General features: G+C 29.3%; 13 protein-coding genes and 1 riboswitch. Of the genes, 10 read left to right on the top strand and 3 right to left on the bottom strand.

All coding sequences use genetic code 11. The features are described 5' to 3' along the window. Positions 1-120: 120 nt before the first annotated feature. Positions 121-1,233, bottom strand: coding sequence for a DEAD/DEAH box helicase (locus I4V16_RS04370; RefSeq protein WP_049180187.1), 1,113 nt, complete (start codon positions 1,231-1,233; stop codon positions 121-123). A 190-nt stretch (positions 1,234-1,423) separates the two neighbouring features. Between I4V16_RS04370 and I4V16_RS04365 the strand changes: the two genes are divergently transcribed. From I4V16_RS04365 to I4V16_RS04350, 4 genes are all read left to right on the top strand, one after another. Beyond that, on the top strand, positions 1,424-2,101 hold the full coding sequence (locus tag I4V16_RS04365; protein ID WP_242974252.1) for a class I SAM-dependent methyltransferase: 678 nt from the start codon (positions 1,424-1,426) through the stop codon (positions 2,099-2,101). A 37-nt stretch (positions 2,102-2,138) separates the two neighbouring features. Beyond that, a complete protein-coding gene (truA, locus tag I4V16_RS04360; RefSeq protein ID WP_049180189.1) occupies positions 2,139-2,891 on the top strand; it encodes a tRNA pseudouridine(38-40) synthase TruA in 753 nt (250 codons plus the stop codon). A gap of 44 nt (positions 2,892-2,935) precedes the next feature. Continuing rightward, positions 2,936-3,101, top strand: a riboswitch (M-box (ykoK) riboswitch). A gap of 185 nt (positions 3,102-3,286) precedes the next feature. Next, positions 3,287-4,630 (top strand): magnesium transporter, encoded by a 1,344-nt coding sequence (mgtE, locus tag I4V16_RS04355; RefSeq protein WP_049180192.1) that lies wholly within the window; start codon positions 3,287-3,289, stop codon positions 4,628-4,630. Between the two features lie 22 nt (positions 4,631-4,652). Beyond that, complete coding sequence (locus I4V16_RS04350) at positions 4,653-4,955, top strand: hypothetical protein (protein ID WP_099329607.1); 303 nt, start codon at positions 4,653-4,655, stop codon at positions 4,953-4,955. Between the two features lie 18 nt (positions 4,956-4,973). Here I4V16_RS04350 and I4V16_RS04345 read toward each other — a convergent pair whose 3' ends face one another. Next, on the bottom strand, positions 4,974-5,402 hold the full coding sequence (locus I4V16_RS04345; protein ID WP_099329608.1) for a helix-turn-helix transcriptional regulator: 429 nt from the start codon (positions 5,400-5,402) through the stop codon (positions 4,974-4,976). A gap of 85 nt (positions 5,403-5,487) precedes the next feature. On the opposite strand from I4V16_RS04345, the gene I4V16_RS04340 reads away from it, so the two are divergent. The 4 genes from I4V16_RS04340 to I4V16_RS04325 all read left to right on the top strand — a co-directional run bounded on the left by I4V16_RS04340 (position 5,488) and on the right by I4V16_RS04325 (position 9,249). Further along, positions 5,488-6,549 (top strand): serine/threonine-protein kinase, encoded by a 1,062-nt coding sequence (locus I4V16_RS04340; protein WP_195966539.1) that lies wholly within the window; start codon positions 5,488-5,490, stop codon positions 6,547-6,549. 103 nt (positions 6,550-6,652) lie between these two features. Beyond that, positions 6,653-7,063: an FxLYD domain-containing protein gene (locus I4V16_RS04335; protein WP_049180199.1), complete on the top strand. Its 411-nt coding sequence runs from the start codon at positions 6,653-6,655 to the stop codon at positions 7,061-7,063. A gap of 121 nt (positions 7,064-7,184) precedes the next feature. Then, positions 7,185-7,409 carry a PF20097 family protein gene (locus I4V16_RS04330; protein ID WP_049180201.1) on the top strand — a complete coding sequence of 75 codons (225 nt, stop codon included), beginning with the start codon at positions 7,185-7,187 and terminating at the stop codon, positions 7,407-7,409. A 196-nt stretch (positions 7,410-7,605) separates the two neighbouring features. Then, a complete protein-coding gene (locus I4V16_RS04325; RefSeq protein WP_195573291.1) occupies positions 7,606-9,249 on the top strand; it encodes a SulP family inorganic anion transporter in 1,644 nt (547 codons plus the stop codon). A gap of 172 nt (positions 9,250-9,421) precedes the next feature. Here I4V16_RS04325 and I4V16_RS04320 read toward each other — a convergent pair whose 3' ends face one another. Then, positions 9,422-10,939, bottom strand: a complete 1,518-nt coding sequence (locus I4V16_RS04320) for a bifunctional UDP-sugar hydrolase/5'-nucleotidase (protein ID WP_195573236.1) — start codon at positions 10,937-10,939, stop codon at positions 9,422-9,424. Positions 10,940-11,229: 290 nt separating this feature from the next. Between I4V16_RS04320 and I4V16_RS04315 the strand changes: the two genes are divergently transcribed. Together I4V16_RS04315 and I4V16_RS04310 are read left to right on the top strand one after the other, a co-directional pair. Then, positions 11,230-12,945, top strand: coding sequence for a methyl-accepting chemotaxis protein (locus I4V16_RS04315; protein ID WP_195573238.1), 1,716 nt, complete (start codon positions 11,230-11,232; stop codon positions 12,943-12,945). A gap of 184 nt (positions 12,946-13,129) precedes the next feature. Further along, positions 13,130-13,900: a DUF2087 domain-containing protein gene (locus I4V16_RS04310; RefSeq protein WP_099329612.1), complete on the top strand. Its 771-nt coding sequence runs from the start codon at positions 13,130-13,132 to the stop codon at positions 13,898-13,900. Position 13,901 lies beyond the last annotated feature (1 nt).

Here is a 13,901-nt window from a genome sequence, read left to right as displayed (position 1 = left end):
TAAAAAATATAAAATAAAGGATAGTAATTTTATAATTTCCTTACCTTTAGTACGGGTGGGGTGGATATTTGTTTTGATGTGACTTGGAGCTTGCGACGGAACAAGCAAAATAAATATCCGCTACACCTTTTTTATTTCACGTCTATTTATTTTAAAACCTATTTTTTCTTCTATTTCTTTTAGCTGATTTTCATCTTTTGGTGCAACAAACATGCATGTATATCCATCTTCACCTGCACGTCCTGTTCTACCAATACGGTGAATATAACTTTCAGGAGTTTCAGGAGTATCGTAGTTATATATGTGAGTTACGCCTGAAATATCAATACCTCTAGCAGCTACATCGGTTGCAATTAAATATTGAATATCTGCATTTCTAAAAGCCTTTATTATTCTTTCACGTTTTGGTTGAGGAACATCACTATGTATCTTTTGACAATTGTAACCTTTTTGATGAAGAGCTAATTCTAAAGCATCAGCTCTACGCTTAGTTCTGCAGAAAATAATAGACATAAATGGATTGTCTTCATTTAATGTAGAACAAAGGGCTTCTTGTTTCCATCTATCACTTACTTCTACAACTTCTTGTTTAATTTTATCTACTGCTATAGTTGGGGATTTTATATCTATAAATACTGGTTCCTTCATATATCTGTAGGCTAACTTTTTAACTTGGGAATCCATAGTGGCTGAGAAACAAAGTGTTTGGTGGTTTTTAGAACACACCTTCATAATTTTTTCTATTTCATTTTTGAATCCCATAAGAAGCATTTGGTCAGCTTCATCAATTACAATAGTTTTTAATTTAGATAAATCAACAGATTTTCTTTCAATATGATCTAAAAGTCTTCCAGGGGTAGCTATTATCATATGAATATTGTTTTTAAGCTTCTTTAGTTGGCTTCCAATATCTTTGCCTCCATATGCAGCTAAAATATTAATTTCTTCATTCACATTTAATTTCTTAGCTTCTTCAGTAATTTGTATTGCTAATTCTCTAGTAGGAGATAATATAAGCACCTGTGTAGCATTAGATTTTGGTGATAGGTTTTGGAATATTGGTATCAAGAAAGCTAGAGTCTTTCCAGTACCAGTTTTTGCTTCACCTATTAAATCTTTTCCTAGTAGAATATGAGGAATACTTTCCTCCTGTATAGGAGTTGGAGTTTTAATTCCATTTTTATTTAATCTATTAACTATATTTTCATTTATTCCTAAGCTTTTAAAAGCCATAATTAATCATCCTTTCATGTAAAACAAATAAGAGTTTGGCATCAGCTGACAGACACTCAAACTCTATCCTAATTGGAATACAGATTCCAATTGCTTAGTAATGATATCATTTAATAAGGTTATAGTCAAATATATAGGTATTAAGTATAGCATATGATGTTATAAATTAGATTTGCTAATAAGGATAATTATGGTAAAATGTATACGAGCAGTGGAATTTGATGAGGCTGGTGAGAATATGGTGAATCAAGAGGATAATTCAAATAAAAAGTTTTGGAATAGATTTGCTAGTAAATATGACCTTATAATTAAACAAGATGAACAAGCTTATGAAGAGATGATTAAGCTTATTAGAAGAGATGTAAATTCTAAAATGGAAATGTTAGAGCTTGCAACAGGTACAGGGTTAATTGCTTTAAGAATAGCAGATAAGGTGAAGTATTTGGAGGCTACTGATTTTTCTGAAGAAATGATAAAAGAAGCAAAACAAAAAGAGAGACCCAATAATCTTAATTTTTCAGTAGAGGATGCATGTAATTTGCCTTATGGTTCTAAAACCTTTGATTGTGTACTTATATCTAATGCACTTCATATAATGCCAAAGCCTGAAGAAGCACTTAGTAATATTAAAAGAGTATTAAAGGATGATGGCATTTTAATAGCACCAACCTTTGCCCATAAGAGTAGTATAAAATCTAAAGTATTAACGAAACTTATGTCTATTGTAGGGTTTAAGGCCTATAGCAAATGGACAACTGATGAATATATTAAGTTTATAAAAAGTAATGGTTTTAAAATAAAGAAAAGTAAAAAAATAAAAGGAACTTTTGAGTTAGCATATGTTGTAGCAATTAAAGAATCTAGGTAAAATAGTATCTAGATTCTTTTTTCTTTAGGAGGGAAATATGAGAAACATAAAAATGTTATTACAATATGATGGAACAAGATATAAGGGATGGCAAAAGCAGAATCAAAAAGGGAATACTGTTGTAACAATACAAGGTAAAATTGAAAATGTTTTAAGTAAAATGACAGGGGAGGAGATAGAAGTAATAGGCTGTGGAAGAACAGATTCTGGGGTTCATGCAGATAATTATGTGGCAAATTTTTTTACTAATTCAGCTATGACTTTAGAGGAAATGATGAATTATCTTCAGGAATATTTACCAGAGGATATTGTGGTTAAAGAACTTAAGATGGCAAGTGATAGGTTTCACTCTAGGTTAAATGTAAAGGGAAAAACCTATGTATATTCAATTCAAAACACAAAATATCAAGATGTATTTTCCAAGAGATTTTCTTATCATGTTGAAGAAGAATTAGATATAGAAAGTATGATAGAAGGTGCAAAGTATCTTATAGGTACTCATGACTTTAAGAGTTTTACTAATTTGAAAGTAAAGAAGGATAAAAAGTCTACTATAAGAACTATAAGGGATATAAAAATAATAAATAATAATGGATTGGTTCAAATAGAGGTAAGTGGAAACGGATTCCTGTTAAATATGGTAAGAATAATTGTTGGTACATTAGTAGAGGTTGGACTTCATAAAAGAAAGCCAGAGGACATTAAAGAAATACTAGATTCTAAGAATAGAGAAAATTCGGGCTTAAAAGTTCCAGGGAAAGGACTAATGCTTAAAAATTTAGAATATTAGTTCAAAATTGTTGACTTATATTAAATAAAAGAATAGTATAAAGTAAGAAAATTTGTTAGGTGAGGCTCCTATAAAGATAGATGCTGCTGCCCAGAAAAATCGAGAGATTCCAATGGGTTAACAATAATTATCGCCAAGGTAATTTTTAACGTAGCTGACGAGAAAATGTCAAAGCTTTATAGTGCTAAAGCTCTACAATTAAATTGTGTTATTTTTAAGACTTTTTAACGTAGGGTTAAAAGGTCTTTTTATATTTATAAAATAAGGTGGTGAATCAAATGGAATCTGACGCCAGTAGGAGTATAAAAGCTAAGACTGGAAACAAAATAAAGGATGAGGATGAAGTTTGTTCGCCGTATAGGGTGCTTTATCCTCTTATATAAGGAGGAGTTATAATGAAGGAAGAATTAAATGAAAAAGATTTATTAGAAAGATTATTAAATTATACTCAGGAGGAGCTAGAAGAGAAGATTGAGGATATTCATCCTGCTGATGTATTAGATTTACTTCATGATAACGAAGATGATTTCTTTAAAATATTAAAAAGATCTCCAGACTGGTTTATTGCAGCTATCCTTGAAGAAGAAGAGGATGAAGAAAAGTATGAAATTTTAAAGAAGTTTTCTGAAAGTGAGCAAAAGAAGATTTTGGGTGAAATGTCCTCTGATGAGTTAACAGACCTTGTTGGAGCTTTAGATGAAGAGGAAACAAGAAGTGTTTTAAAGAAAATAAATGAAGAAGATAGAAAAGATGTTTATAAGCTTCTTTCATATGAGCCAGATACAGCTGGCGGTATTATGGCAACGGAGTTTGTATCAATAAGAGAAAATAAAACTATTGAAAAAACCCTAAAGTATTTACAAAAGGAAGCTCCAGATGCTGAATCTGCATATTATCTTTATGTTATTAATAAGGAGAATGTTTTAAAAGGTGTAGTATCTTTAAGAGATATAGTATGTAATGACTTTGATACAAAGATATCTGAAATAACAAATACTAATGTAATATCAGTTCCTTACTATATGGACCAAGAAGAAGTTGCTATTAAGTTTGAAAAGTATGGATTTATGACAATGCCAGTTGTAGATGAAAATAATAAGATTTTAGGAATAGTAACTGTAGATGATATAGTTGAGGTTATGCAGGAGGAAACTACAGAAGATATTCATCGCCTTGGTGGTGTAGATGAAGAGGAAAAGGTAGATGGTTCCCTTAGGGACTCTATAAAAAGTAGATTGCCATGGCTTATAGTAAATTTAATTACTGCAATTCTTGCAGCTTCTGTAGTAGGAGTTTTTGAAGGAACTATAAGTCAAGTTGTAACTCTTGCAACCTTTATGCCTATTGTAGCAGGAATGGGTGGAAATGCAGGAACTCAATCCTTAACAATAGTAGTTCGTGGGATTGCATTAGGTGAATTAGATAAAGACAATGGAATGAGAATTTTTATAAAAGAGCTATTAGTGGGGCTTACAACAGGAATAGTTATTGGAGCTATTATAGCAGTTTTAGGCTTTATGTGGGAAAGAAACTTTGTATTTGGTATTGTAATTGGTCTTGCAATGATATTAAATATGATGGTAGCAACAATGTCAGGTTTTATAGTTCCAGTAATATTAAAGAAGCTTAAGGTGGACCCTGCACTAGCATCAGCAGTTTTTGTAACAACAGTTACCGATGTTTTAGGCTTTTTCTTCTTCCTTGGACTTGCAACTATGTTTATTAGTTATTTAATATAGATTAGATAAATGGAGGGATTTTATGGAGTGGTATTGTGCAGTATGGAACAGTGATAAGGTAAGTAATGCAATGGGAGCGCAGTTTTTATATGAGCAGTTATGCCAAGGGGAAGATTCTCTTGTTGGAGATATTGGGATAATAGATGAGTTCTTTGAAGATTTAATATCAAAGGGAGAAAAGTTGGATGTAAACAAGAGTAAAGGATTTGTAATTATTGGATGTTTACTTGAAGATGCAGAAAAGATTGATAATTTGGTTAAGGGGTTAGCTAAACAACATGGATTATCTTATTATGAACCCCAAAATATGACTTATATTTTTTAAAAGTAAAGGACAGGATATCTATAGGATATCTTGTCCATTTTCTTCTAATAATATATTTGTATCTAATACACTAAGCTTGTTATTTATAGCAAATATTAAAAAAGTATCTCTAATAACCTTAGGATAAAGTTTTCCTTCTTTAGCTATAGTCAGAGCTCTATCCGTTTCATCTAAAGTAAGCTGTAGGGATAAGCAAAGCTTAACTATATTATTTCTACTAGGATTTTTACTTCCATTTAAAATTTGGTATCCATATGTACGATCAATATCCGCATTAGCAATTAAAGTGCTTTTACTTATACCTTTTTTATTACAAAGGTTAACTAAGTATTCAGAAATAGTTAGTTCCTTAACATCTAAATCTTTAGAAATATATGTTTTTAAACTTTTATAATTATCTATAGAATTAAGAGTATTTAATAATTCAGAAGTCTTTTTATCATTCATAGTTATTCCATCCTTAAATAAAAAATGAGATAATAATATTATATAGTATATTATAGTTAAGTGAAAGTTTAGGTGGGACATGGAGATGAATTATAATGTTGGTTATAAATTATCCTTATATAAAGAACTAACGGTAATAAATGAATCAGATAAAAGTAAGATAGAGTTAGTTCAGAATATAGTGGATAATAAGATATATGTAAAAAAGATATTGTCAAATTATAAAATAGAGGTTTTTAAAGAATTACAGAATATTGATAATATAGGTATTCCAAAGGTTTATGAAGTTATTGAGGATGAGGGGATACTTTATGTAATTGAAGAATTTATTAATGGTAAAACTCTAGAGGAAATCCAGGGGGAAGGAGTATTATCAGAGGATAAGGTTATAGAATATAGTATAAAGATTTGCGAAATATTAGAGGTTTTACATAATTTAAATAGTCCAATAATACATAGGGATATAAAGCCATCTAATATTATTGTAGATAATAATGGTATAGTTAAGTTAATAGATTTTGATGTGTCAAGAATACATAAAAGTGATGAAAATAGGGATACTCAGATATTAGGAACAGAAGGATATGCATCCCCAGAGCAATTTGGGTTTAACCAAACAGATAGTAGAAGTGATATTTATTCCATTGGTGTTTTAATGAATGTTTTAACAACAGGAAAACTACCAAGGGATAAAAAGAATGATGAAAAATTAGCTAATATAATTGAAAAATGTGTTAAGATTTCTCCTAATGAAAGATATAAAACATGCCTTGAACTTAAGGAAGATCTAGAGTTATGTAGTGGCAAACAAATAAAATATAGAAAGAGTAAAGTGTTTATTAGAAACTTACCTGGATTTAGAAGAGGAAAGCCTTCTTATATTTTAGCTGCATCATTATGGTACATATTTTTAGTACTTGCTATTTTTATTGATATAGGTACAAAAAGTTTTTCTTATATTATTGGTGATATCAGTATGGTTATAGCATTATTAGGGTTAACTTTTCTTTATGGAAACTATAATAATATACAATCTATGTTACCTTTGTTAAAAGGGAATAATAAAAGTATGAGAAAAGTAGGATTTACTATTTATACTATATTAATTATAATCTTTGCTGGCATGATGTTAAATATATTTCAATAGGTGTATGCTGACAGCATACCAATAAAACTTTTATTATTTTTATAATGATACTAGTCCAAGAAAATGGACAAGTATCATTTTTGGTTTTAAAGGAGGAATAATAATGAAGAAGATTCTAATTGGGGTGGTAATAACACTTATTGTTTTAGTTGGAGGATGTACAGCATTAATGGGGGGAATGGCAAAGTCAGCCTCTGACACAATAAATCAAATGGAAGATGACAAAAAATCTAAAGATGAATTATATAATGAGATGGCAAAGAAGGTTAACTGGGAAGTTAAAAAAGGGGAGTATTCAAGTGAAATCGTAGGGGTGTTTGAGAATACTTCAGGTGAAACAATAGATTACATCCAATTTAATTATAAGTTATACGATGGTAGTGGGGTTACTATTGAGAGTTCATTTACAAATGAAACTGATATAAAGCCAGGAGAAAAAAGGGAAGTAAAGATTATGCTAATAAAGAAAGATTTTAGTAAATATGAAATAGATGTAGTATCAAGTGCTATATAGGTAATATTGTAATCATGGACTAGCCATTCACTTAAAAGCAAGAAATTAGATGTTATTATTAGGGGACATAAATAATATATATTAAGTGATTAACTTTTTATATATTATGGGAGGAAAAAAGATGGTTTGTTCAAGTTGTGGTAATGAAATGGTAAAGGGAAATCTTTTTGGTGATAGATATGCACTAAAATGGCAAGCAGAAGATAAGAAGCTAGTAGCAGGTATATGGTCAACAGGGGGCATAAAGTTAAAGACTAATTCAGCTTTTGGAAGACCTAGAAGTGAAGCTTATGTTTGCCAACAATGCAAAAAGCTAGTTATTGATCTTGAAACTCAAGCCGTATAGTAACATATATAAAATCAAGAATAATAGCTTTATAATTTTCTTACTTTTAGTAGTAGTGGGAGATATTTGTTTTGAGAACAAGCAAAATAAATATCTCCCACTTTTTTTATTCTTCTATGTAAAACTTGTCTTTATTTACATTAAGGTATAGAATAGTTGATGTGTTTTAAAAAAAGTATAAGAAATGGGGCAAAAAATGTTTACTAATTACAAAAATGATTTAATCAAAGAGTTTAAGAACTACAATGGAGGAAAGTTTAAAAAGGACCTAATGGCAGGGATAACTGTTACAGCAGTTGCACTTCCTTTAGCATTAGCCTTTGGTGTAAGTTGTGGAGCATCAGCTGGTGCTGGAATTATAACAGCAATAATCTCTGGTTTAGTAATTGGTGCTCTTTCTGGAGGTTCCTTTCAAATTTCAGGACCAACTGGAGCTATGAGTGCAATATTAATATTGCTTGGACAACAATATGGATTAGAAGGAATATGGGTAGCTAGTTTAATAGCAGGTCTTATTCTAATAGTTGCAGGTGTATTTAAGTTAGGAAAAGTGGTATCTTATATTCCACTACCAGTAATTACAGGTTTTACATCTGGTATCGCATTAACTATTGCAATTGGACAACTAGATAACTTTTTTGGAGTAACTACAAAAACTTCTGATAGTGCAATTATAAAGGTATTTAACTTTGTAAGAGGACCTATAAATCCTAATATGTATGCAATACTAATTGGATTACTTGTAGTAGCTATAATGATTCTATGGCCTAAAAAGTGGAATGCAAAAGTTCCATCATCCTTAATTGGACTTATAGTAGCTTTAATAGTTAATATGTTATTTAATTTACCAGTTGATGTTATAGGAGATATCCCACAAAAATTGATTTTAGATGATAGATTAACTTTTGCAGGTATTAATTTAGAATCTATTAAGGGATTAGTGGTTCCTGCTATTAGTATAGCTGCTTTAGCCATGATTGAAAGTTTACTTTGTGGTGAAGTTGGTAAGAAAATGAAGGGAGAATCCTTTGATCCTAATAGAGAACTTGTTGCTCAAGGGATTGGAAATATGATTATACCTTTCTTTGGAGGGGTACCTGCTACAGCTGCAATAGCAAGAACAAGTGTAGCTATAAAATCAGGTGCTCAAACTAGGTTGGTTAGTATTTTCCACTCTATATTTTTATTAATATCAATGTTTGTTTTAGCACCTATAATGTCAAAAATTCCTCTATCAGCATTAGCAGGAGTTTTGATGGTTACTGCTTGGAGAATGAATGAGTGGGAAAATATTAAATATATGTTCACTAAAAGATTTAAGGGATCTATTATGAAATTCTTTATAACCATGATGGCAACAATAGTTTTTGATTTAACACAAGCTATATTAATAGGAGTAATTTTTGCGAGTCTATTGTTTATGGTGAAAATATCAAATGCAGATATCTTTATTAGTGACGTTGATGAGAACAAATTAAATAGAAATATAAGTAAAAATAATTTCTTAGGAAGAACAAAGGTAATTTATTTTACTGGGCCATTATTCTTTGGTACTGTGGACAAGCTTAGATCAGAAATTGAATCATTAGAGGATGCTAAGGTTTTAATACTATCTATGAGAGGAGTTCCTTTAATAGATATTACAGGGATTCAAGCACTGGAAGAAATAATGGAGGAACTTATATCCAATGATTGTAGACTTCTTTTATGTGGATTACAGGAAGGAGTTAAGGATACAATAGAAAAGTCAGGATTTAAGGATAAGATTGGAGAAGACAAAATATTTTGGAGTGCAGTGGAAGCAATTAACTATGCTGAAGATAGTAGAGCTGTAATTTAATCTTATACATACATATTTATATTAAAATGGACCTTATTAAGTAGAGAATAAAAAATCTATTTAATAGGGTCCTTTGTACAATAAATATATAAATATACATTTATATAAATATATGTTTATATAAATATTCATAGAATAAAGCTTGCTACAACTCCTTCATTCTATTCTAAAATTATTTATTTAGCTTAACATGGATGTATTTGGTTTTATCTACAATAACTTTTTTGTGCTTTTCAAAATAATTTATTATAATCTCTGGCATTTCTATTTGAATTTCTTTTATGATTTTACAATCCTTAAAGAATTCATATCCACCAGCACCACTAGCTCTGTAATTATTCATAACTAATGTGAATTTATCATTATCACTTATTTCTTTTCCGTTAAATTTAACAGCATCTACACTATTTCTTCCATTAGAATTTAAAGTAAATGTATATTCTATATTTGAAAAATAATCATAGTTATAATGTTCAACCTTTGGCTTTAAGAATGAGTCTGAAATTCTTACTTCTTTTCCGTCATAATAAAAATATTCAGCGCTTCTTGATAAGGCTTTCTTTAATATTTCTCCAGTAACTTCATATACAACTAAAGTGTTTGGATAAACGTAAGTTGAAACAATATCACGAACAGTTACATCAGTATTAAATCCTTTTATGCTATTAGCAAAGGATGTACATGCTATATCAGCATCACTTGCATCTAATTGAATTCTATTTATAAAGTTAGCAAGATTTGAGCCTGATAAAGCCATTTCTATGTGAGTAGAAGGATTAAGTGGAATATCTAAAAATCCTACAGGGCTATCTAACCACTTTTGAACTTCTTTTTCATAAGGTAATAATTCATTGAACATTTCTTTATTTGGATTTATTTCTGCAGTCTTTAATTCTGATTTAATTGAAATAATTTTTTCTTCATACTCTAAGTTTAATTCTATAAACCTAAATGCATTTTGTGGTGTTTGGACTATATAAGTTCCATTAATATATTGTCCACCAATATCCATATGTTGATGTCCAGTTAATAGGATATCAAAGTTAAAGTCCTCACAAATCTTATAAGCTATATTCTCATTACTTGTGCTTAAAATCTTCTCGGTATCTAGATCTTTTTCAAAACCACCATGATAAACTCCAAGTAAAATATCAACTTGAGATCTTACTTCATCAAATACTTTTTTTACTGAAGTATAGGTATCATTTATATTAAAGTTTGTTAGGTTTTGTGGCTGTTCCCAGATATTTATAAAATCTGTTGTAAAACCTAATATACCTATTTTTAATCCATTTCCTAGTGTTTTAATTGCATATGGAAGGATAGGAAGTTTACCTGTTTTATCTTCTACATTAGCACAAACACAAGTTGCATCTAGTGTATTTAGGTATTTAGCAAGATAATCATATCCATAGTTAAAATCATGATTCCCTAATGTAACAAAATCATATTTACCTTGGTTTAAAACTTTCCCAATTGGATGAACTTCAAAATCTTTTTTAGATATGAAGGTTGTAAATGGAGAACCTTGAATAGTATCGCCTCCATCAATTATTAAAGTGTTTTCGTCCTTTGTGAAAGAGTTAATTACATTTAGCATTCCTATATGCTTATCATCATTATTAGTATAGTCTGTTGGATATACAAAGCCATGCATATCTGAAGTAAAATAAATCTTTAAATTTTTCATATCAACACCTCAAGTGAATTATATCAAAATTAATATAAATATAGTGTTTATTTGTTGAAAAAAATAATTACAAATAAAACAAAAAAATTATGTTCAAAGTAGAAGATAATGATAAGATGGTAAATTATTAAAATAAATGGGTGATAATTAAATAAATAATAAAAAAATGTGAAAAAAACGAGAATGATTTAATAGAATGATATTTGATTATTTATATCAATTTGATATAATGACAAATGCTTATGTTTAAAAATGGTTACATATGAAAAAAATATATTAGGAGGAATAATATGAACATAATAAGAAATACTAACATATCAAAAAAGTTAATTGCGGTTTTTTCTGTAATAATATTATTGATGTTTTCTTTAACAATATTTAATACTTATAATATGAAAGTATCAAATGATGAATTATTAACTTTATATAACGAAGATACACAGGGAATATTATATATAGGTAAGGTTAGTGAAATAGCATTAGAAAATTATTTAATAACTAATTTTTTATGTAATGATGAAAATAGTGGAGATAAAGAGAAAATAATAAATACTATTGAAGAAAATAGGGTTAAATGCAATGACTATATTGAAAAGTATAAAGAAACAATTTCTGGAGATTATGAGGACACCCTATACACTAATATATTTTTAAATTCTTTTGGTGAGTATAATAAGGTTGTTGATGATATAGTAGCACTAATTATGAGGGGGGACAAAGAAGGTGCTAAGGCGTTAATACCAGAGTTAAATAGGCAAAAAGAAGCTTATACATGGGATTTAAATAAAATTGTAGATATGAATGAAACTTGGGCAGTTCAATCTGTAGAAGAGAGTAAAGTGAGATATAAAAGAAGTGTTTTCATATCTAATACGTATTTAATTTTAGCAATTATTTTTTCTATAGTATGTTCTTTTCTAATTATTAAAGAAATAAGAGGATACCTAAAGAAGATTGGATTATTATCAAATAGAATGGCAGAGTATAATTTATCAGAAGAAATAAATATAGAGAGAAAGAATGAGTTTGGTACTATAGCAAATTCTTTAAATAAAGCTCAAGATAATATAAAAGAATTATTAAAAGTTTTAATTGAAAGCACAGAGGATATGAGTGCAGGTAGCGAGGAATTATATGCTACTGTTGAAGAAATGACATCACAACTTGAGGAAATAAGTGCTTCGGCAAACAATATTAATTCTACGGTTCAAGAAACTAGTGCAACTGCAGAAGAGTTATATGCTTCAATATCAGAAGTATCTTCAAGGACTATAGTATTAGAAGAAAAGGCTAATGAAGGAAGAGGAAATGCAGAAAAAATAAGTAAGAAGGCCTACGATACTAAAGTAAGTACAAAGGCATTATTAGATAATAATGAGAAAGTATTTTTAAGTGTTAAAGAAGAAATTATTGAAGCCATGAATAAGGCAAAAGTGGTCGATGAAATAATGGTAATGGCTAATACTATAAATGAAATAGCAGAACAAACAAATCTGTTAGCCTTGAATGCAGCTATAGAAGCAGCTAGAGCAGGTGAACAAGGAAAAGGTTTTGCTGTTGTAGCTGACGAGGTAAGAACGTTAGCAGAACAATCAAGTGAGGCTGTTAAAGATGTACAAACTACTATAAAGGATGTACGTGAAGCATTTAATAAAATTGCTGGTAGTAGTAATAAGCTGCTTACTTTTATAAGTGAAGATGTTTCTAAAGAAGGATATAAATTATTAGAATTAGGAAATGATTATGAAGAGGATGGAATATTCATGAATAAAATGAGTAGTGATATTGCATCTATGAGTACAGAAATAAATAAAACAACTAAAGATATAAATTCTGCTGTAGAGGAAGTAGCAGGAATGGCACAAAATTCTGCTGAAAATGTATCTTCTATAAAGGATTATATTTCAGAAGCAACTGAGGCTATGGAGCAAGTTGCAGTGACAGCTCAGACACAGGCTGAGTCAGCACAAAAGTTAACTGAATTAGTGGCTAAGTTTAATATATAAGAGTTATTTTTTAATATTGTGTGCAAAAAAGGAAGTTGAAATATCAATTTCCTTTTTTGTTTTATGAAATTGTAAAATTTAAAAATAATAAACTAAGCGAAAAAAGGTTTATAAATATATAGACAAAAATATAAAAATAACTATAATTATAACTAAAGGATTAAATTTGAAAGGAAGAATTGTTATGAATAAGGGTAGAGAAGAATTATTTTGGGAGGCATCAATTGAAGAGGTTAAAAAAGGGTATATGGAAGAAGAAAATTGTTATAGATGCCTTGTTTGCGAAGATGAGTTTGAAAAAGGAAGAATATATAATTTGAATGAAAATCTATATGATGCAAAAAAGGCAACTGAAATTCATATAGGAGATAAGCATGGCTCTATGTTGCAATACTTGTTAAATATGAATAATAATTTTATTGGTATTTCTGAGGTACAAAGAGATTTAATAATATTAATGGCTAATGGATTATCTGATAAAGAAATTGCTATAAAGATGGGGGTAGCCCAGTCTACTATAAGAAATCATAGATATAAGTTAAGAGAAAAGGAAAAGCAAGCTAGATTATTTCTTGCTATGATGGAGCTATTATCTAGTAATACAAATAAAAAGATTACAAAGTTAGATAATGAACAACTTTGCGATGCCCATAAAACAGCAACAACTATAGATGATAGATATAATATAACAGAGAAGGAAAGAGAAACAGTTATAAAGAACTATATGGATGAAACAGGTGGTATAAAAACTTATCCATCTAAGGAGAAGAAGAAGATTATAATTCTTGGGGAAGTTACTAAGAATTTTGTTAAGGGAAGAAAATATACAGAGAAAGATATTAATAAAATATTAAAGAGAGTATACGATGATTATGTAACAATTAGAAGAGCATTAATAGAGTATGGATTTATTGAACGTTCAAATGATTGTAGTGCATACTGGGTGAAGGAATAGT

The organism is Clostridium sp. 1001283B150210_160208_E6, from assembly GCF_015669365.1.
In the GTDB taxonomy this organism is placed as follows: domain Bacteria; phylum Bacillota; class Clostridia; order Clostridiales; family Clostridiaceae; genus Clostridium; species Clostridium paraputrificum.
Note: the sequence above shows the minus strand (reverse complement) of the source record. Positions and strands in the feature narration are given on the sequence as shown.